Consider the following 18409-nt stretch of genomic DNA (forward strand, 5'->3'; position numbering starts at 1 on the left):
TTCTGCGGAAGAACATCACAACACCCTGACGGGTGTTTTTTTGTTTCTGCGCCCGGTAAAAAGCGGCATCGCTGCCGCCCTGCCCTAACGCCGTGCCAGCACGCCGCCTTTGTCAAAATACGCCTTAATACCGTGCAGAATGGCTTCCGCCACCTGATGCTGATAGCGCGGGGTACGCAGCTTCCGCTCCTCTTCGACGTTACTGATAAACGCCGTTTCCACCAGAATCGACGGGATATCCGGCGCTTTCAGCACCGCAAAGCCGGCCTGATCCACCGTGCGTTTATGCAGGTGGTTAATGTGGCCCATGCGCGTCAGCACTTCTTTGCCAAACTTCAGACTGTCGCTGATGGTCTGCCGCTGCACCATATCGAACATGGTGTGGTCGAGATAGCGATCGCCGCTCATACTGACCCCGCCGATCAAATCCGCTTCGTTCTGAGTCTGGGCGAGAAAGCGCGCGGCGGCCGAGGTTGCGCCGCTGGTGGAGAGCGCGAAGACCGAAGAGCCGCGCGCCGCCCGGCTGGTAAAAGCGTCAGCGTGAATCGAGACAAACAGATCGGCGCGCTGCTTACGCGCTTTCGCGACCCGCACGCGCAGCGGTATAAACACATCTTCGTTGCGCGTCATGTAAGCCTTCATATTACGTTCTTTGTCGATCAGCGCTTTCAGATAGCGTCCAATCTTCAGCACGATATCTTTCTCGCGCGTTTTGTACTTGCCGTGCGCGCCGGGATCTTCCCCGCCGTGACCGGGATCGATCATGATAATAATCGGTCGATCGCGCCCGGCTTTACCCGGTAGCGGCGCCTGCGCCGGTTGATCGCGCTCCAGTTCGCCCTGGTTGTAATCCTTCAGTAACGCCAGCAGCGGATCCTCTTCCTGTGACGACTGGCTGGGATAGAGATCGACCACCAGCCGGTGGCGAATACCAGCGACCGGATCGAGGGTGAAGGTTTTCGGTGCCACGCTGCGCTTCAGCTCCAGCACCACGCGCACCGTGGTGGGATCGAACTGACCGACGCGCGCGGTTTTAATGTAGGGATCGTCCACCCGCACCAGCTTATCGATGCCTTTCAGCGCGCTGTTGATGTGCAGGTTCTGGATATCGATCACCAGCCGTTCGGGATTGCTCAGCGTGAACTGCTTATAGTGCAGCGCGACGTTAGATTCCAGCGTCACGCGTGAGTAAGTCGAGGATGGCCAGATGCGCACGGCCACAATGTGCTGACTGGCCGCAAAACCGCTGCGCGTCACGCTCAGCAACCACAGCGCACCTGCGCCCTGTAAAAGTCGTCTTCGGGTAAAAGCTTCGGACATGCCGCTCCAGCTACTGTGTTATGTCTAAAAAATCGTCAGTTGACGAGCAGAAGGCGAAAACTTTATTCAATGAGGAATGTCTTGTCTTGCCGGAAAAACCAGATAATGCAGTCTGTTAGCGTGGCTTGCATCAGGAAAATCGTAAAGTAACGTCAGGTCCGATGCTTGCAAAAAGTGGCGAAAGAGCATAAAAATACATAAATTTCGAATAACCATTCACAGAGGGTTTGCCGTGAAGGAACGCAGTACCGAACTGGTTCAGGGTTTTCGCCATACCGTTCCCTATATTAATGCCCACCGTGACAAGACGTTTGTCATCATGCTGGGTGGCGAGGCCATCGAGCATGAGAACTTCTCCAGCATCGTTAACGATATCGGCCTGTTGCATAGTCTCGGCATTCGCCTGGTGGTGGTTTATGGCGCACGGCCGCAGATCGATGCCAGCCTCGCGCAGCAGCAGCTGGAGCCGATTTATCACAAACACACGCGCGTGACCGATGCCCAATCGCTGGAGCTGGTGAAGCAGGCGGCCGGGCGTTTACAGCTCGATATTACGGCGCGTCTGTCGATGAGCCTGAATAATACGCCGCTGCAGGGCGCGCATATTAATGTAGTGAGCGGTAACTTCATCATCGCTCAGCCGCTGGGCGTGGATGACGGCGTCGATTACTGCCACAGCGGCCGCATCCGCCGGATTGACGAAGAGGCGATCCATCGTCAGCTGGATAACAATGCTATTGTGCTGCTGGGTCCGGTAGCGGTCTCGGTGACCGGCGAAAGCTTTAACCTGACCTCGGAAGAGGTGGCGACGCAGCTGGCGATTAAGCTGAAAGCCGAGAAGATGATCGGTTTCTGCTCCGAACAGGGCGTAACCGATCGCGAAGGCACCATCATTTCCGAGCTGTTCCCGAACGAGGCGCAGACGCGTATTGATGAAATGGAGAGCGACGGTGATTTTCTCTCCGGCACCGTGCGCTTCCTGCGTGGCGCGGTCAAAGCCTGCCGCAGCGGCGTGCGCCGCAGCCATCTGATCAGCTATCAGGAAGATGGCGCACTGCTGCAGGAGCTGTTCTCGCGTGACGGTATCGGTACGCAGATTGTCATGGAGTCGGCCGAGCAGATTCGCCGCGCCAACATCAACGACATCGGCGGGATTCTTGAACTGATTCGTCCGCTGGAGCAGCAGGGCATTCTGGTGCGCCGTTCGCGCGAGCAGCTGGAGATGGAGATCGACAAATTCACCATTATTCAGCGCGACAATATGACCATCGCCTGCGCAGCGCTCTATCCGTTCCCGGACGAGCAAATCGGCGAGATGGCCTGCGTGGCGGTGCATCCCGACTATCGCAGCTCGTCACGCGGCGAGCTGCTGCTGGAGCGCGTGGCGCTGCAGGCACGGCAGATGGGGCTGAAGAAGCTGTTCGTGCTGACCACGCGCAGCATCCACTGGTTCCAGGAGCGCGGCTTCACGCCGGTGGATATTGAGTCGCTGCCTGAAAGCAAAAAGCAGATGTACAACTATCAGCGTCGTTCCAAAGTGCTGATGGCAGACTTACGCTAAGCGCCAGCGCACCTTACGCGCCGCTGAGGGCTATTCCCCGCCGCGGCGCAATCATCTGCCCTCTTCTCCCCCTAAGCGATCCAGCAACCCGCTGCGCCGCTGCGTGCGCAACTGCACCGCACGCCGGAACACCGCTTCATCACTGAACAGCGTCAGCTGGCTGCGCGCCCGGGTAATAGCCGTGTATATCAGCTCGCGCGTCAGTACCGGCAGGAACTGAGCCGGCATCACCAGCGCGGTGTGGTCAAACTCTGAACCCTGTGATTTGTGCACCGTCATCGCCCATGCCGTGTCATGGGCCGGCAGGCGACTTGGCTGTACCGCTTTGATGCTGCCATCAGGCAGCGGGAAGAACACCTTGAGCAGCCCTTCCTCATCGAACAGCGTAATGCCGATGTCACCATTGAACAGGCCGAGCGCGCTGTCGTTACGCGTCACCATCACCGGACGCCCCTGATACCAGCGGCTGCCCCCTGCCGGACGACGAATCAGCTGCAGCTGCATCAGCTTGTGCTCAATACGCTGATTGAGCCCCTGCACGCCAAATGGCCCTTCCCGCAGGGCGCACAGCAACTGATAACGGCCAAACGCAGCAATCACCTCGGCCGGTGCGGCACGCTGGTTAATCAGCTGGAGAAATGGCCGATAGCCTTCGGCAATCTGCGTCAGCATCGCCTGATACGCTTCGGCATCGTTGAGCGGCTGGCGCACGATATCACTGAAGCCCGCCTGAAAGGCCGCCTCGACCGCCTGCGCTTCGCCGGCGTTGACCGCCGCAGCCAGCTGACCGATGCCGGAGTGCGCCGCGAAACGGTAGCTTTTGCGCAGCAGGCAGATGGCATCGCGCACCGCCGGGGCCACCGCATCATCGGTGCCGGCAACCTCGCAGCCGGTCAGCGTGGTGAGCTGCAGCGCACGCACCGGACTGTAGCCCGCTTCAGCACAGCGGCAGATATCCCCGAGTACCGCACCGGCTTCAACCGAGGCCAGCTGGTCGCGATCGCCGAGAAAAATCACCCGCGCGTGAGCGGGCAGCGCGGCGATCAGGTTTGCCATCATGCCGAGATCGACCATCGAGGCTTCATCGACCACCAGCACGTCGAGATGCAGCGGGTTACCGGCGTGGTAGCGCAGGCGCTGCGTCTCCGGCTGGGCACCGAGTAAACGGTGCAGCGTGGTGGCTTCTGCCGGAAAACGCTGGCGCTCCGCATCGCTGACGTCGAGACTGCGCAGCGCCTTACCCAGCGACTCGGTGAGCCGCGCCGCCGCCTTGCCGGTAGGGGCGGCCAGCTGAATGCGCAGGGTTCCCTCACTGAGGCGAATCAGCGCCGCCAGCAGCTTCGCCACCGTGGTGGTTTTGCCGGTGCCAGGCCCGCCGGAGATCACCGCGTTTTTTTGCGTCAGCGCCACCGCCGCCGCAATTTTCTGCCAGTCCTCGGGCTGGCTGCCGAAAAAGGTATCCAGCACGCTGCGCACTTGTTCGGGCGCAAACAGCTGCGGCGCCGCCTGTGGCTGGAAGAAGCGCGCCACTTCCCCTTCGTGATGCCAGAGCCGGTGCAGATAGAGCCGGTTATCACGCAGCACCACCGGTGCCGGGCGATCGCTGGCGCTGAGCGCCTGCCAGTCTGCCAGCAGCGTTGGCCAGTCCTGCGGCTCGCCGGCGGCCTGCCAGATGGCGTGTGCCAGCTCCGGATGACGACCGCTGAACAGCGCTTCGCGGGTAAGCTGCGACAGCGGCAGGCAGACGTGACCGTCACCGGCTTCCGCGCTGAGACAGGCAGCCGCCAGCAAATGCGCGGGCCGATCGTCGTCGGCCAGCAGCCGGGCAAACTGAATATCCAGCGCCCGCAGCAGGCGCAGTTCTGCCGCCTGTGCCAATAGCGTACTCATGCTACTCATGCTGCTGCTCCCGGCCCGCGAAACAGGCTATCCAGTTGTGAAACGAAATCTGATGTTGGTCGGGTATGGAACACCCCGTTATCCGGCGAGCTGCCATCCATGCCGCGTAAAAACAGATAGAATACGCCGCCAAAATGCTGTTCATAATCGTAATCCGTCAGGCGGTGCTGCAAATAGCGATGCAGCGCCAGCGTATACAGCTGATACTGCAAATCGTAACGGTGGTCGATCATCGCCTGCGCCATCGCCTGCGGTGTGTATGCCTGATGGCTCTCGCCCAGCCAGTTAGATTTGTAATCCAGCAGATAGTATTTGCCCTGCCAGCGAAATACCAGGTCGATGAAGCCTTTCAGCATGCCCTGCACCTGGCGGAAGTCGAGCGCCGGCGCCTGACGCGACAGTGGATCCTGCCGCATCAACGCGTCCAGCGCCGGTGCCGTCAGCAGTCCATCAATCGGCAGATAGAACTCCATCTCGATCAGGCGATTGCCCGGTGTGATGTCGCTCAGCCGGATCCCTTCAGTGTTGAGCGGCGTGTTCACCACGCGGGTAATCCACTCGCTCAGCATCGGCTGCCAATGCAGCGGATAGCCGCTCTGCTGCAACTGCTGTTCCAGCTGCGGCGCTAAAGGCGGCTGGGTGAAGTCGAGCGATTCAAACAGCGTATGCAGGAAAGTCCCGGGCGCTGCGCCACGCGGGAAATGGTGCGGCGTCAGCGCGGCTTCCAGCACTTCCACCTCGCGATCTTCCCCGACCGCTTCCGCATCGAAGCCCGGCATCACATCCAGCAAACGGTGACTGCCGTGCTGCTGCAACCCGGAGTAGCTGGTGACACGCCACGGATCGGCCAGCGCGCGCGTGATGCTGCGCGCATCCAGCTCATCGTCAACCTCGTCCAGCGCCTGCCAGCGTTCATGGCCCTGCGGCTGCGCCAGCACCACTTCGGTTCCGGTCACGCTGATGTCGTGCAGTAAACTCGCCAGCTGTTCTGCGGTGGCCGGCTCGCCGCGCTGCAGCAGGAAACCCAGCGCGCTTTTATGTAAATCGCTCTCGCCCTCTTTCTTGCGCGTGCCGCGAAACAGCGGTGCCACGCCGACGCTGCAGTGATACACCGAACGCGTCAGCGCTACGTACAGCAGGCGTAAATCCTCTGCCAGCCGCTCCTGCTCTGCCAGCGCCAGACTTTGCTCATCATTCTGCAAATCCAGCACCGCGTTGTAATGCTCGCGGTCGTGATAGAGCGCGATATCGGCCTCGCGGAAACCGGCGGCAAACGGCAGCCACACCAGCGGATACTGTAACCCCTTGGATTTATGGATGGTGACAATCTGCACCAGGTGGCGGTCGCTCTCCAGCCGCAGCTGCTGGCTGGCCGACTGGCTGTCCGGTCGGGCGATCTGCTGCGCCAGATAACGCACCAGCGCGTGCGGACTGTCGAGCTGGGCCGCCGCCTCCTGCAGCAGTTCGCCGAGGTGCAGCAGATCGGTCAGGCGACGCTCGCCATTCTCTGAGGCCAGCAGGTTTTCTGCCAGCTGGCGCTCCAGCATCAGCTGACGCAGCATCGGCAGTACGCCACGCTGGTGCCACAATTGCTGCCAGCGGGCAAAAGTATCCACCAGCGCATCCCAGCCGCGCGCATCCTGATCCAGCGCGTCCAGCTGCGCGGCATCAAAGGCAAACAGCGACGTGGCCAGCGCGGTGCGCAGCATCCGCTCCTGCTCGGGCGCGAGGATCGCCTGCAGCAGCCACAGCAGTTCTCGCGCCTCGGGCGTGGTATACACGCTGTCGCGGTTGGAGAGATACACCGAAGGGATGCCGAGCTGATTGAGCGCGGCGCGAATCAGATTGGCTTCGTTCCGGCTGCGTACCAGTACCGTGATGTCCGAGGCCTGCACCGGCCGCTGGTCGGGGGTTTTGCCCAGCAGCGCGCGCTGTTGCTGACCCGCCTGCAGCCAGCGGCTGATATCAGCGGCGCACTGCTGCGCCATCAGCTGCTGGTATTCGCTGACGCTGCAGCCTGCGCCCGGCTGTAGCCAAAAGCGCAGCGCGGCCTGCTCCTCGCCGTCGATACTCAGCGACAAACGCTGATTGGGCGGCGCGGCATTGACCGGCAGAAACGGGATGTCCGCAAACAGAAACGGTGCGGGCTGGCGCATAAACAGCTGATTGACGCTCTCCACCATCGCCGGTGACGAGCGCCAGTTGGTATCCAGCGTGTAGTGCGCGTGAACTTCACCGCGCGCGCGAATATAGGTAAAGATGTCCGCACCGCGGAAGGCGTAGATAGCCTGTTTCGGGTCGCCAATCAGCAGCAGCGCATGCTGCGGCTGCTGTAAATAGAGCGTGCGGAAAATACGGTACTGCAGCGGATCGGTATCCTGGAATTCATCAATCAGCGCCACCGGAAAGCGCTGGCGAATCGCCTGCGCCAGCTGCTCGCCGCCGGGCTGTTGCAGCGCCTCGTCCAGCCGGCTCAGCAGATCGTCAAACCCCAGCAGCGCCTGCAGGCGTTTCTCTTTACGCACCGCGTGACGCACCTCCACCAGCGCGCGTGCAATCACCAAATCGCGCAGCGACAGCGGCTGCGCCAGGAACGTATCAATGGCAGCAAACAACGGGTGCTGTGGTGGCGCGCCCTTTTTAGTTTTTTCATTGAGCACCTGCTGACCGAAACGCGCCAGCTCGGCGGGGATCTGGTAATCCGCGGTCTCGCTCTGCGCCCAGGCGCTGACTTTGCTGACCCACAGCGGCAGGTTTTTGCTGCTGTAGCTGCGCTTATCGACATCAGACTGCCCGACCAGCGTCAGCACCTCTTCGCCCAGCGCCCGCCACTGCGCTTTCATTTCGGCAATACGCGCCAGGTTGCTGCTGTGGCGCGATGTCAGGGTTTCACTGTCGTGCGGCGCCAGACGCAGGCTGGGCGACTCGCCCTGCAGCCACGGGCGCAGCGTCGACAACAGCTGTTCCGGCCCGCTCCATTCCGCAACGATGACGCGCGCAATATCCAGCGTCAGCGGATAGCAGTGGCGCCGCCAGAAATCCGCCGTCGCCTGACGCAACAGCTGCTGTTCATCTTCAATCAGCTGCTGCTCGAACAGCATACCGGACTCAAATGCATTGAGATTGAGCATGCGCTGGCAGAAGCCGTGAATGGTGAAAATCGACGCCTCGTCCATCTGCCGTTCCGCCGCCAGCAGCAGCGAGGCCGCCTCAGCGGGCTGGGCAATGTCGGCCAGCAGCTGCATCAGCATCGGATTTGCGCTGACGCCGCGCAGACAGGCCAGCCGCAGCTCATGAATATTTTCCCGGATACGGCCGCGCAGTTCGGCGGTGGCGGCTTCGGTAAAGGTCACCACCAGAATCTCTTCCACCGACAGCGGGCGCGCATAGGCATTTTGCCCGCCGAGTCCCAGCAGCAAACGCAGGTAGAGCAGACCAATGGTAAAGGTCTTACCGGTGCCAGCGGAGGCCTCAATCAAACGCTCACCCTGCAGCGGCAGCGTCAGGGGATTGAGCGATTCAGGGCGCTGACTCATGGCGCATCACTCTTCACGGAGAGCGACTGCTGCAGCCGGGCGACTTCATCCCAGGTGGTAAAGCCCGGCAGCGGCGCGTAATCCGCATCGTGGGTGCCATCGTGACTGCCGCCAATCTGCGAGATCATCGCCATGCCCTGCTGCGCCAGCACGGCCTGATGGAAAAAGTCAGCCAGGCTGGCCGGTGTCAGCTGCTGAATTTGCGCAATGGCTTTTTCGCGTGTATCAAACGCGAAGTTCTGGCGATTGAAATCACGACTGTAACGGTTGGCCTCTTCATCCAGCGTTTGCGGACGCTGTTTCAGATCGTTGATCAGTGCCTGCTGATACTGGGCGAAATCCTCCGCTTTCATGCTGCGCAGACGCTGTTCCGCCTGCGGATAGAACGCCTGGAAACGCTGCAGCAGATAAGCGGGCGCTTTACTGTTGCTTTGCAGCAGGAAGCCAATGCCCCACTGGCGACCAATCGGCATCTGATAAGCGAACACCGCATAGCCCAGCTGCTCCTCGGTGCGCAGCTGATTGTAGAACCACGGCTGCACAATCTGGCTCAGCATGGTGCTGTTAGCCATACTTTGATACTCGCTGTAGCCGAGCGGCACATACAGCGTCGCCAGCGCTGAGTCGGTGCTGCTGCCGGTTTTCTGCAGGTTGGCTTTGATCGGCTTATCCACCACCACATAATTGCTGTGCCAGTAACCGTGCCCCGTGCTGTGCAGCTGCTGTTTAAGCTCTTCGCCCAGCTGCCTGACGCGATCGGCCGACAGGTTGCCGACCACCATCATTTCCGGCGTGGCGTGCTGGATCAGCGCATCGCGGTAATCCATCACCTCCTGCAGCGTGATCTGTTTCACCAGCTGGCGTCGCGCCTCACGCTGGGTATAAGGCAGCTGGGACAGCATTTGCATCGGCTGAATCGCCTGTTCAAACGCTTTGCCCTTTTCCGCTGCTTCCAGCCGATCCAGATACCAGGATTTCGCCTGCTCCAGCTGCTGCGCATCCGGCTGGAAGCTGGCGTAGCCTTCAACCAGCTTTTTCAGCAGCTCCGGCAGGCGCTGGGTGAAGCCGCTGGCATTGAATACCAGCCCGTCGTCCTCACCGGTGGAGAAGCTGATGCCGCCCACCGAAGCCTGCGAATTCAGCTCATCCAGCGCCAGGCTGGAGAGGTAGTCGTTGAGACCAAACAACACCTGCTGGCGCGCATCGCTGATCGCGGATTTGTTACGCAGCGCGAGCGTAATAGCGGCCTTCGGCTCGCTGGCGTAGAACTGGCTCGGCATCCAGTAGATGCGCATGCTGTCGCCATTGGTCAGCGCCACCGGATGATCGTAATGCTTACCGTCAGAGGGGATGAGGGAGAAATCCGACGGAATGTAGGGATTCAGGGTCGGCAGCGACAGCGGAATCTGCTGCGCCTGCTGCTGCCAGTCGCTAAACTGCGCGGCGGTGATTTTATCCACCTGATAAGGCGCATTCACAAAGTAAGCCTGTTTGTTGTGCGGCTCAGCGGGACTGATGTACCAGATGCGGGCGTTCTGCGGCGTCATCTCAGCCAGACGGGCGTTGATCGCGGCCGCATCATAGCGGTCGGCCAGATAAGGCGCATCCAGCGTGTGCGTTACCGGCACGCGCAGCATGGTATCCACCAGCCACTCAATGTAATCCATATCGCGGGTAATTGATGGATAGCGGAAATCCAGCGCCAGCACGTGCGCAACTTCATCGAAATAGCGCTTGTCGATGCCTTGTTTGCGCAGCATATCAAGGTAGCTGAATACTGCAGCCACCACGCGATCGCGCTGTGCCAGGCCTTTGTCGGTCAGCGAAACCGAGATGGCAAACACGCCGCTGTTGCGCTCGGTCATCGGATCCGCGCCGGCATTGACGCCATCCGCCAGTCCCTGCTGCTGCAGCCAGTCGTTCAGGGTATTTTTGCTGCGGTTGCCCAGCAGATAACTGATTAAGGTGTCGGTTTTGCTACGGAACTGGTCGCTGTCGTTGGCGATGCGAAACTCAATTTTCAGCTGCTTGCGCGGCTGTGCTGGCACGTAATGAATGATGATGCCTTTCTGCGCATCGGTGACCACCGGCACGGTAATGTCCGGCACGCTGGCCTGATGATTGGCCACGCGACCAAAGGTCTGTGCAGCGATCGTCGCCATCTCCGGCAGCGGTTTGTTACTGTAAATCACCGCTTTCATCAGATTCGCCGAATAGTGGCGGTGATAGAAATCGAGCAGCGCCTGATGCAGGTTGCTGTCGGGTTTGTCACTCAGGGTATCAAGGTTACCGCCCGAATAGCGCGAGCCGGGGTGCGCCGGGTTGAGGGTTTCCGCGCCAACCTGCGCCATACGCAGCCCATCGCGCGAGCGTGCCATCGTCAGCTCAGCGTTAACCGCATGCCGCTCGCGGTCCGCGTTGGTCGGGTCGAGCAGGGGTTGCGCAATCGCATCCGCCAGACGATCCACCGCCGGTTGCAGCGCATCGTTTTCGACTTCCAGGTAAAACGCGGTGCGGTACGAGGCTGTGCTGGCATTGTGGCTACCACCGTGCTTCTTGAGAAACTCCGCCAGGTTATCCGGCTGCGGATAATTTTTTGACCCCATCAGCACCATGTGTTCCAGATAGTGTGCCAGGCCCAGCTGACTGTCGGGATCGTCCAGAGAACCGATCGGTAACGTCAGCGCTGCCAGCGATTTCGGCGCGGCAGCATCTGACACCAGCAGCACCGTCATGCCGTTGCTCAGGGTAATGGCCTGATAACTGCGCGGATCGTGATCGCTCTTGCGGATGGTTTCATCAATCGGCTGCCAGCCGCGCCCGTCGTCGGCAAAGGCATTCAGCGCCAGCATGCTCAGCAGCAGCGCTCCTATCCAGCGTGCGTAAATCCGCATTTCAACCCCTTAACGTTACCCTTATCCGCCGGCGTTGCGCCGGTCGGGATACTCAAACACTTTCTTATAAGACGGTGGCTGCCAAGGTACAGGCCGCACTTCCGTTGCTATTCATCATCCTGATGCGCGAGGCGCACCGGCAAATACCACTGACGCGCCGCAGCGATGATCTGCTGCTGCGTCGGCTCGTCCAGCGTGCGGCACAGGCGCTGCAGATAGGGATCGCTGCCTTCGCCTTCAACCTGGTAGCCACCCTGCCACGCCTGCAACAGCTTGTTGAGCGCCTTTTTCTGCGTGGCGTCATCTTCCTGAAGCTGGCCGGATTTGCTGTCAAAGCTGGCGTCCAGCCACGCGCCGCCGGATTTATTCAGCAGCAGCAGCGGCTGCGCCAGACCCGCCTCACAGGCGGCCACATATTCAGCCAGCTGCGCCTGCGCCTGGGCAGGTGCCACGGCCGCGAAGCGCCAGCGGCTCTGTTTGCGACCATACATGCGGCTGGTGCCGTTGCCGCCCAGCGCACAATACACCAGATGTTCCAGCCACAGCAGCAGGCCATCGTTGATGTTGAGCACGCCCGGACGCCAGCGTAACAGCCCATCAGCTTGCACCTGAGTCAGCCAGCCGGTCAACTGCGTTGCGCCCAGCGTCAGGTTGACTTCCCAGCTCTCCGCCGGCAGCCGCTGCGCGCTCACTTCCGCCGCCACTTCCTGCATCTCTTCGGTCTGGCTTTGCCAGAAAAGTTCCCCGAAGGCGCCGTAAGGCAGATTACCGGCGGCGCGGTGGTGCGCATACAGCTGGGCCGGATCGTCACCGTTGACCAGCGTATTGAGCAGTTCTGCGTTAATCTGATAGCGCTCCAGGCTGTCCGGTGCGAACGGTTCGCTGTCCGGCAGCTCGCTCTCCTCCATCCAGAAAGCCACGCCGAGGCGCTGCTGAAACCACGCCCGCACCGGATGACGCCAGAAGCGCAGCAGCTGCTCCAGCGACAGCGTGGTCAGCGGCTGAACCGGCAGCGGCTGGACAAACCCGGGCTGCGCCACGCCGCTGCCGGTCGCCGCTGGCAACCATTCTGCGGCAAAGCTCTGCACGTGGCTTCCCGGCTGGAAATTTTCCGCTGCAAACGGCATGCGGCTGTGCAGGCATTGCAAATGTGCCCGCACCCGCTGCTCACTGACGTCCGGCTCACAGGCTTCATCGCCCGGCAGACAGAAGCTTTGCGCCAGATAATCCACCAGTTCAGTCACCAGCACCGAGGGATAGCGCTCGGTGTTGTCCTGAATCGCCCGGCCAATGTAGCTGATGTACAGCTGCTGCTGCGCCGAGATCAGCGCTTCAAGGAACAGATAGCGGTCATCATCACGCCGGCTGCGATCGCCTTTCCGCGTCTGCTGCTGCATCAGGTCAAAACCGAGCGGCGCCAGGGTGCGCGGATACACGCCGTCGTTCATGCCCAGCAGGCACACCACTTTAAACGGGATGGAGCGCATCGGCATCAGCGTACAGAAGTTGATCGGCCCGGCCAGGAAACGCTGGCTGATGCGCTGCTGATCGAGGCGCGCACGCAGCTCATCGCGCAGCAGCGTGACCGGAATCGGCTGCTGATAAGCGGCCTGCATCCCCTGTTCAATGATCTCCTGCCACTGCGTTTCGACCAGCAGCAGCGCCGCCTCGCTGTCGGCATCGCCGCTGAAGAAGCTGTCGATCAGCTCGCGGCACAGCGGCAGCCATTCGGCCAGGGTGCGTGTCTGCGCAAGGCGCGTGCGCCAGCTGTCGAGCCGTGCCAGTAGCTCGGCCAGATGGCCCGCCAGCTCGGCGATCAGGCCGCTGGATTCGTCATACGGCAGAATGCCCTGCCAGTCACCGTTGCGGCTTTCCAGCGCGTAGCCCAGCAGCATACGCTGCAGGCCGAAGCGCCAGGTGTGCTGGCCGGTGACCGGCAGCGCCAGCGCTTCCACGCTGGCGTCATCCAGTCCCCAGCGGATGCCGGATTCCATCACCCAGCGGCGCAGCAGGCGCAGGCCGCTCTCCTCGACGGAGAAACGCTGTGCCAGCGCCGGCACCTCCAGCAGCGCCAGCACCTCTTCTGAGGCAAAGCGACTGTCCGGCAGTGCCAGCAGGCTGAGCAGCGCGAGGATGGCCGGATGCGCCTGACTGGCGCGCCGGTCAGAAATGGCGAACGGCAGATAGCGCTCAGGCGGCGCACTGGCAAAAGCCGCCTGAATAAAAGGCGCGTAGCTGTCGATGTCTGCCACCATGACGATGATATCGCGCGGCTTCAGCTCCGGGTCGGCTTCCATCAGCGCCAGCAGGTGATCCTGCAGCACCTCCACTTCACGCTGGGCGCTGTGACACACCTGCAGCGTGATGGAACGATCGTGCGGATCGAGCCGGCGCTTGTCCATGCTGTCTGCCAGCTCGCCAGCGCTGAGCCCAATCACCGCGCGATCGTCAAGATTGAGCAGATCGGCCTGCAGGCAGTGCAGCAGATTATCCGGTGACATCTCCACAAACGCATCGATGTCGTTGGCGGCTGACTCCATCTGGCTCAGCAGAAACAGGTTGTCACGGCCCAGCTTGCCCCACGAGGCCAGCAGTGGATTGGTCAGCTGCTGCTCGCCCAGTTCGTTAAACAGCGCTGGCGCGGCATCCGGGTCGCGGAACAGCGGCTGCGTCTCCTGCGAATGCAGCCGCAGCCGCTGGCGGCTCTGCAGCTTCGCGAGGAAGGCGTAATCCTGAATGTCGCCCCAGTAGTGACGACAGGGATTGGTAAACAGCAGGTGAATATCAATGTGGCGGCCCAGCGCTTCCAGCGCCTGCAGATAAACCGGCGGCAGCGCAGAGATACCGCAGATGAAGACGCGCTGCGGCAGCCCCGGCGGCGGCGTTGACGCCTGCTCCAGCGCCTGAATAAACCGTGCATAGAGGTTGGCACGATGCCACATCGGCTGACCGAGGCTGCGCGTGAATTCGACCAGATCGCGCCACAGCGCCGCCTGCCACTGCTGAGCATCGCTCAGCCCGTCCACCTGTTCGCCGCGCTCCCAGCGGTTCAGCCAGTCGGACCGGTAAACCAGATATTGGTCGAACAGATCCGCCACGCGCGCGCTGAGCTGGTAGAGTTTGCGCTGATCGTCGTCGTCATGCAGATAGCTGCGCAGCGGCTGAAACGCCTCCTGTTCCAGCAGCACCGGTAGCCGGTGCATCAGCTTCCAGCTCATGCTGGCTTTGGTGAAAGCACTCTCTTCCGGGATATCCGGCAGCACTTTAACGAACATGCTCCAGATAAAGCTGGCGGGCAGCGGAAAATCAATGTTGGCGGCAATGTTGAAGCGGTTAGCCAGCTCCATCTGCAGCCACTGCGCCATGCCCGGGCTCTGTACCAGTACCTGCTCAGCCGCGAGCGGATCGGCCAGCGGCTGGAGTTTTATCAGCTCAACCGCTAAGTCTTTCAATAAATCTAACCGATTGGAGTGGTAAACCCGGAACATAAAACTCCTTAAAGAAGGGAAAGCGCAGCCCGGTCACTCTACCCTTAATCGTCTGGCCTGCCTACCCGCCGGCATCACCTTCGCGGCAATTGAGCCGCGCCAGCGACGCCGTGCGCTGATGGGGTCCGGTGACGGTAACGCGATCCAGCACGCAGCCGCCAGGTAAACTCTGCGGCTGGTGCACAATGTGCCAGCCGGCAGTATCACGCCCGAGCAGCGCCTGCCCGGCTACCTGCCACGCCTGGCGCTGCTGCCACTGCTGGCTAAATCCCAGCGCCAGTGCGCGATGATACTGCAGCAGCGTGCTGATGGTCATCGCCAGCAGCAGCATCGCGACCAGCGTTTCCGCCAGGCTAAAACCCTGCTGTCGCCTCTGGCAACTGACACTGCTCCGCCTTTGCCAGCGGGCAGTAGTCGATCCAGCCATGCGGCTGTGGCTGCAGCTGACCGTTGCGCAGCGACACCCACTGATAGAGCACGAGCGCACGTCCGGTGCCGCGCGCCGATAATAAGCCATGATTCTCCTCCTGCCGCCGCAGACAGCTTTGCCACGCGTCGGCCAGAGCGGTCTGACATTGCCAGCCCGCGGCCTGCGGCCAGTTTTGCTGCCGGCCCCACGTTAAAGCGGCCTGCGCCTGCCAGAAATCCTGCTGATGCTGCTGCTCGTCGGCGACCAGCGCCATGCCCTGCGCCAGCTGCGTGCGCGCGGCGTGCAGCGTGAGCCCGCCCATCAGCAGTAACATCACCACCATGCCAAGCGTACTGTTGCCCCGCTGCTTCACAGATTCAGCCCCTCAATCATCATCGTCAGCTCTGCCTGCTGGCGGCCCGCCGTGGCGGCCAGCTGCAACAGCAGCCGCGAGCTCTGACGCTCAACCCGGAAGGTGCTGAGGGTGAGGAATGCCGGATCGGTGATGCGCTCCCAGCCGTTGCTGTTGCACTCGTCCACGCCGCGCTGCATCTCCAGCTGTCCGTTGCGCAGACGATAGCCGTAATAATCGCTTTCACTGTGACCGACGCCTTCCCAGCGTCCGTTACTGTTTTCGTCCCATCGCAGCAATACACAGCTGCCGCTGCTCATCAGCGTGAGCGCCGCACCGGCGCACTGACCGTGACAGTAACCGGCACGGCGCAGCGCTTTGGCCAGCGAGCCGGCAATCTGCTGCAGCTCCTGTTGCAGCTGGACCCGCTGCTGCAGGCGCAGGTTCTGTTCCAGCAGCAGCGGCAGAAAGCGGCCGACGCTGACCATCAGCACCGCGCCAATCGCCATGGCGATCAGCATCTCCAGCAGACTGAAGCCCCCCTGCGTTATTCGCATCCCTTCTCTCCCGGCTGGCAGACCCGGATGCGCGCCCGGGCGGAGAGGATGACGCGCCAGCGGCCAGCTGCGCTCTCCAGTTCGATACTGCCAGGCCGGGCAACATCGCGTCGGCCGTAAAAGCCCGGCTCGCCGATCAGCGCGGTGATGCGCACTTCGCTATAAGGTGGCCGGAACAGCCAGCGCGACGGCAACTGACACCCTTCAGCGGGCTGCGGCCCGGTGCCGAGGCAGCCGTTTTCGCCCGATTGCAGCCACAGGCTGAGGTCGCGGTTGTGCCAGCTGGCGTGCGCGCGCAGCCGCAGCAAAAAGCTCTGCAGCTGCAGAACGCTGTCACGCAGTTGCTGATACTGTTGCCAGCGATGCCAGCCCTGTAAGGCGGCGATGCTGAGGATGCCGGCAATCACCATAACCAGCAGCAGTTCCGGCAGCGTAAAGCCGGCGTTTTGGGTTCTGTTCATAACCGGCACTCTGCGCCTGCCGGACGAAAAGCAACAGCGGCAAACAGAGAAGATGGAAAGCGTGCCGCAGGAAAGTTATGCCCGGTGCAGACAACACCCTTTTTTTGCGCGTCGGATTCAGAAAATCCCCGCAGAAGCGGACGGAGGCCAGGCAAAAAAAAGCCCTGCGCGATGGCAGGGCCTGATGCTGGAGAGCGGCAGATTACACGGCGACCGGCGCTTTGATCGCCGGATGCGGATCGTAGCCTTCGATCTCAAAATCATCGAACTGGTAATCAAAAATCGACGCGGGCTTACGCTTAATCACCAGTTTCGGCAGCGGTCGCGGTTCACGCGTCAGCTGCAGTCGCGCCTGTTCGAGATGGTTGCTGTACAGGTGCGTATCGCCGCCGGTCCAGACGAAATCACCCACCTCAAGATCGCACTGCTGTGCCACCATATGCACCAGCAGCGCATAGCTGGCGATATTGAACGGCAGGCCAAGAAAGATATCGCACGAACGCTGGTACAGCTGGCACGACAGCTTGCCATTCGCCACGTAGAACTGGAAAAACGCGTGGCACGGCGCCAGCGCCATCTGATCCAGCTCACCGACGTTCCATGCCGAAACGATAATGCGGCGCGAATCCGGATCGCGTTTCAGCTGCTCAATCACCTTGCTGATTTGATCGATCTCTTCGCCGGAAGCTTTGCCCCAGCTGCGCCACTGCTTGCCGTAGACCGGTCCCAGATCGCCGTTTTCATCCGCCCATTCGTCCCAGATGGTGACCTTGTTCTCTTTCAGGTAGCCGATGTTGGTGTCGCCTTTGAGGAACCACAGCAGCTCATGAATGATCGAGCGCAGATGCACCTTCTTGGTGGTGACCAGCGGAAAACCGTCCTGCAAATTGAAACGCATCTGGTGGCCAAAGATGGAGAGCGTGCCGGTACCGGTACGGTCGGCCTTTTCTGCGCCTTCATTCAGCACATGTTGCATCAAATCCAGATACTGTTTCATTTTACCTCACGCGTTTGTTGCTGCGGGCGACGACGATACGCCCAGACCATCATAATCACTCCGGCCAGAATCATCGGGATCGACAGAATCTGGCCCATACTGATACCGCCTTCGAACAGGCCAAGCTGGGCATCCGGCTGGCGGAAAAACTCCACGATAATGCGGAATGCGCCGTAGCCAATCAGGAACAGGCCGGAGACGCTGCCCATCGGGCGCGGCTTGCGAATAAACAGGTTGAGAATGATAAACAGCACGATGCCTTCCAGGCACAGCTCATACAGCTGTGACGGATGGCGCGGCAGCACGCCGTACGTGTTCAGCAGTTCCTGATATTGCGGGTTGTTGGCCGCCAAAGCGAGGTCTTCGCTGCGCGAACCCGGGAACAGCATGGCGAATTTAAAGTCAGGCGCCACGCGGCCCCACAGTTCGCCGTTGATGAAGTTGCCGAGACGGCCAGCACCGAGGCCAAACGGGATCAGCGGCGCAATGAAATCAGAGACCTGGAAGAAGGTGCGTTTGGTACGACGGGCGAAGATTAGCATCACCACGATCACCCCAATCAGACCACCGTGGAATGACATGCCCCCGTCCCACACTTTGAACAGATAGAGTGGGTTGTCGAGGAACAGCGGCAGGTTATAGAACAGCACGTAGCCGATGCGGCCGCCGAGGAACACGCCGAGGAAGCCCGCGTACAGCAGGTTTTCAACTTCTTCTTTCTTCCAGCCGCTACCGGGTTTGTTGGCGCGGCGCACCGCCAGCCACATAGCAAACACAAAGCCTACCAGATACATCAGGCCGTACCAGTGCAGCGAAACCGGTCCGATGGAGAAGATCACCGGATCGAATTGGGGAAATGAAATGTAGCCGTTAGTCATCTTTCACCATGTTTTTTCTGCCCGCAAAAGGGCGTGGCTAAAGGGCCATACAATAAA

The 18409-nt window shown here is 61.1% G+C and carries 12 protein-coding genes; 1 reads left to right on the top strand and 11 read right to left on the bottom strand.

Going from position 1 to position 18409, the window contains the following annotated elements:
* Window positions 1-84: 84 nt before the first annotated feature.
* On the bottom strand, window positions 85-1320 hold the full coding sequence (amiC, locus tag KOL70_RS20185; RefSeq protein ID WP_031279511.1) for an N-acetylmuramoyl-L-alanine amidase AmiC: 1236 nt from the start codon (window positions 1318-1320) through the stop codon (window positions 85-87).
* Between the two features lie 232 nt (window positions 1321-1552).
* Between amiC and argA the strand changes: the two genes are divergently transcribed.
* The gene (gene argA, locus KOL70_RS20190) at window positions 1553-2881 is read left to right on the top strand and encodes an amino-acid N-acetyltransferase (RefSeq protein ID WP_021506712.1); all 1329 of its coding nucleotides are present in this window, start codon (window positions 1553-1555) and stop codon (window positions 2879-2881) included.
* Window positions 2882-2932: 51 nt separating this feature from the next.
* Here argA and recD read toward each other — a convergent pair whose 3' ends face one another.
* The 10 genes from recD to lgt all read right to left on the bottom strand — a co-directional run bounded on the left by recD (window position 2933) and on the right by lgt (window position 18352).
* Window positions 2933-4780, bottom strand: coding sequence for an exodeoxyribonuclease V subunit alpha (recD, locus tag KOL70_RS20195; RefSeq protein ID WP_215481469.1), 1848 nt, complete (start codon window positions 4778-4780; stop codon window positions 2933-2935).
* The gene (recB, locus tag KOL70_RS20200; RefSeq protein ID WP_215481470.1) at window positions 4777-8316 is read right to left on the bottom strand and encodes an exodeoxyribonuclease V subunit beta; all 3540 of its coding nucleotides are present in this window, start codon (window positions 8314-8316) and stop codon (window positions 4777-4779) included. The genes recD and recB overlap by 4 nt, the downstream gene beginning before the upstream one ends.
* Entirely contained in the window at window positions 8313-11210 is a 2898-nt protein-coding gene (ptrA, locus tag KOL70_RS20205) for a pitrilysin (protein ID WP_215481471.1), read from the bottom strand. Before ptrA ends, recB begins: the two co-directional genes overlap by 4 nt.
* Before the next feature lie 107 nt (window positions 11211-11317).
* Window positions 11318-14698: an exodeoxyribonuclease V subunit gamma gene (recC, locus tag KOL70_RS20210; RefSeq protein WP_166710937.1), complete on the bottom strand. Its 3381-nt coding sequence runs from the start codon at window positions 14696-14698 to the stop codon at window positions 11318-11320.
* Window positions 14699-14759: 61 nt separating this feature from the next.
* Complete coding sequence (locus KOL70_RS20215) at window positions 14760-15050, bottom strand: prepilin-type N-terminal cleavage/methylation domain-containing protein (protein ID WP_230857086.1); 291 nt, start codon at window positions 15048-15050, stop codon at window positions 14760-14762.
* Window position 15051: 1 nt separating this feature from the next.
* Entirely contained in the window at window positions 15052-15480 is a 429-nt protein-coding gene (locus tag KOL70_RS20220) for a DUF2509 family protein (RefSeq protein WP_215481472.1), read from the bottom strand.
* Window positions 15477-16016 (bottom strand): prepilin peptidase-dependent protein, encoded by a 540-nt coding sequence (locus KOL70_RS20225; RefSeq protein ID WP_215481473.1) that lies wholly within the window; start codon window positions 16014-16016, stop codon window positions 15477-15479. The genes KOL70_RS20220 and KOL70_RS20225 overlap by 4 nt, the downstream gene beginning before the upstream one ends.
* Window positions 16007-16477 carry a prepilin-type N-terminal cleavage/methylation domain-containing protein gene (locus KOL70_RS20230; RefSeq protein WP_215481474.1) on the bottom strand — a complete coding sequence of 157 codons (471 nt, stop codon included), beginning with the start codon at window positions 16475-16477 and terminating at the stop codon, window positions 16007-16009. The genes KOL70_RS20225 and KOL70_RS20230 overlap by 10 nt, the downstream gene beginning before the upstream one ends.
* A gap of 202 nt (window positions 16478-16679) precedes the next feature.
* Window positions 16680-17474, bottom strand: coding sequence for a thymidylate synthase (gene thyA, locus KOL70_RS20235; RefSeq protein ID WP_021506704.1), 795 nt, complete (start codon window positions 17472-17474; stop codon window positions 16680-16682).
* Window positions 17471-18352: a prolipoprotein diacylglyceryl transferase gene (lgt, locus tag KOL70_RS20240; protein WP_021506703.1), complete on the bottom strand. Its 882-nt coding sequence runs from the start codon at window positions 18350-18352 to the stop codon at window positions 17471-17473. The genes thyA and lgt overlap by 4 nt, the downstream gene beginning before the upstream one ends.
* Window positions 18353-18409 lie beyond the last annotated feature (57 nt).

This window comes from Pantoea sp. B270 (assembly GCF_018726825.1).
In the GTDB taxonomy this organism is placed as follows: domain Bacteria; phylum Pseudomonadota; class Gammaproteobacteria; order Enterobacterales; family Enterobacteriaceae; genus Pantoea; species Pantoea dispersa.

Coding starts and splice junctions, on each gene's coding strand:
- amiC (WP_031279511.1), bottom strand. CDS start 1,320: ATGTCCGAAGCTTTTACCCGAAGACGACTTTTACAGGGCGCAGGTGCG.
- KOL70_RS20230 (WP_215481474.1), bottom strand. CDS start 16,477: ATGAACAGAACCCAAAACGCCGGCTTTACGCTGCCGGAACTGCTGCTG.
- recC (WP_166710937.1), bottom strand. CDS start 14,698: ATGTTCCGGGTTTACCACTCCAATCGGTTAGATTTATTGAAAGACTTA.
- lgt (WP_021506703.1), bottom strand. CDS start 18,352: ATGACTAACGGCTACATTTCATTTCCCCAATTCGATCCGGTGATCTTC.
- recD (WP_215481469.1), bottom strand. CDS start 4,780: ATGAGTAGCATGAGTACGCTATTGGCACAGGCGGCAGAACTGCGCCTG.
- thyA (WP_021506704.1), bottom strand. CDS start 17,474: ATGAAACAGTATCTGGATTTGATGCAACATGTGCTGAATGAAGGCGCA.
- KOL70_RS20225 (WP_215481473.1), bottom strand. CDS start 16,016: ATGCGAATAACGCAGGGGGGCTTCAGTCTGCTGGAGATGCTGATCGCC.
- ptrA (WP_215481471.1), bottom strand. CDS start 11,210: ATGCGGATTTACGCACGCTGGATAGGAGCGCTGCTGCTGAGCATGCTG.
- recB (WP_215481470.1), bottom strand. CDS start 8,316: ATGAGTCAGCGCCCTGAATCGCTCAATCCCCTGACGCTGCCGCTGCAG.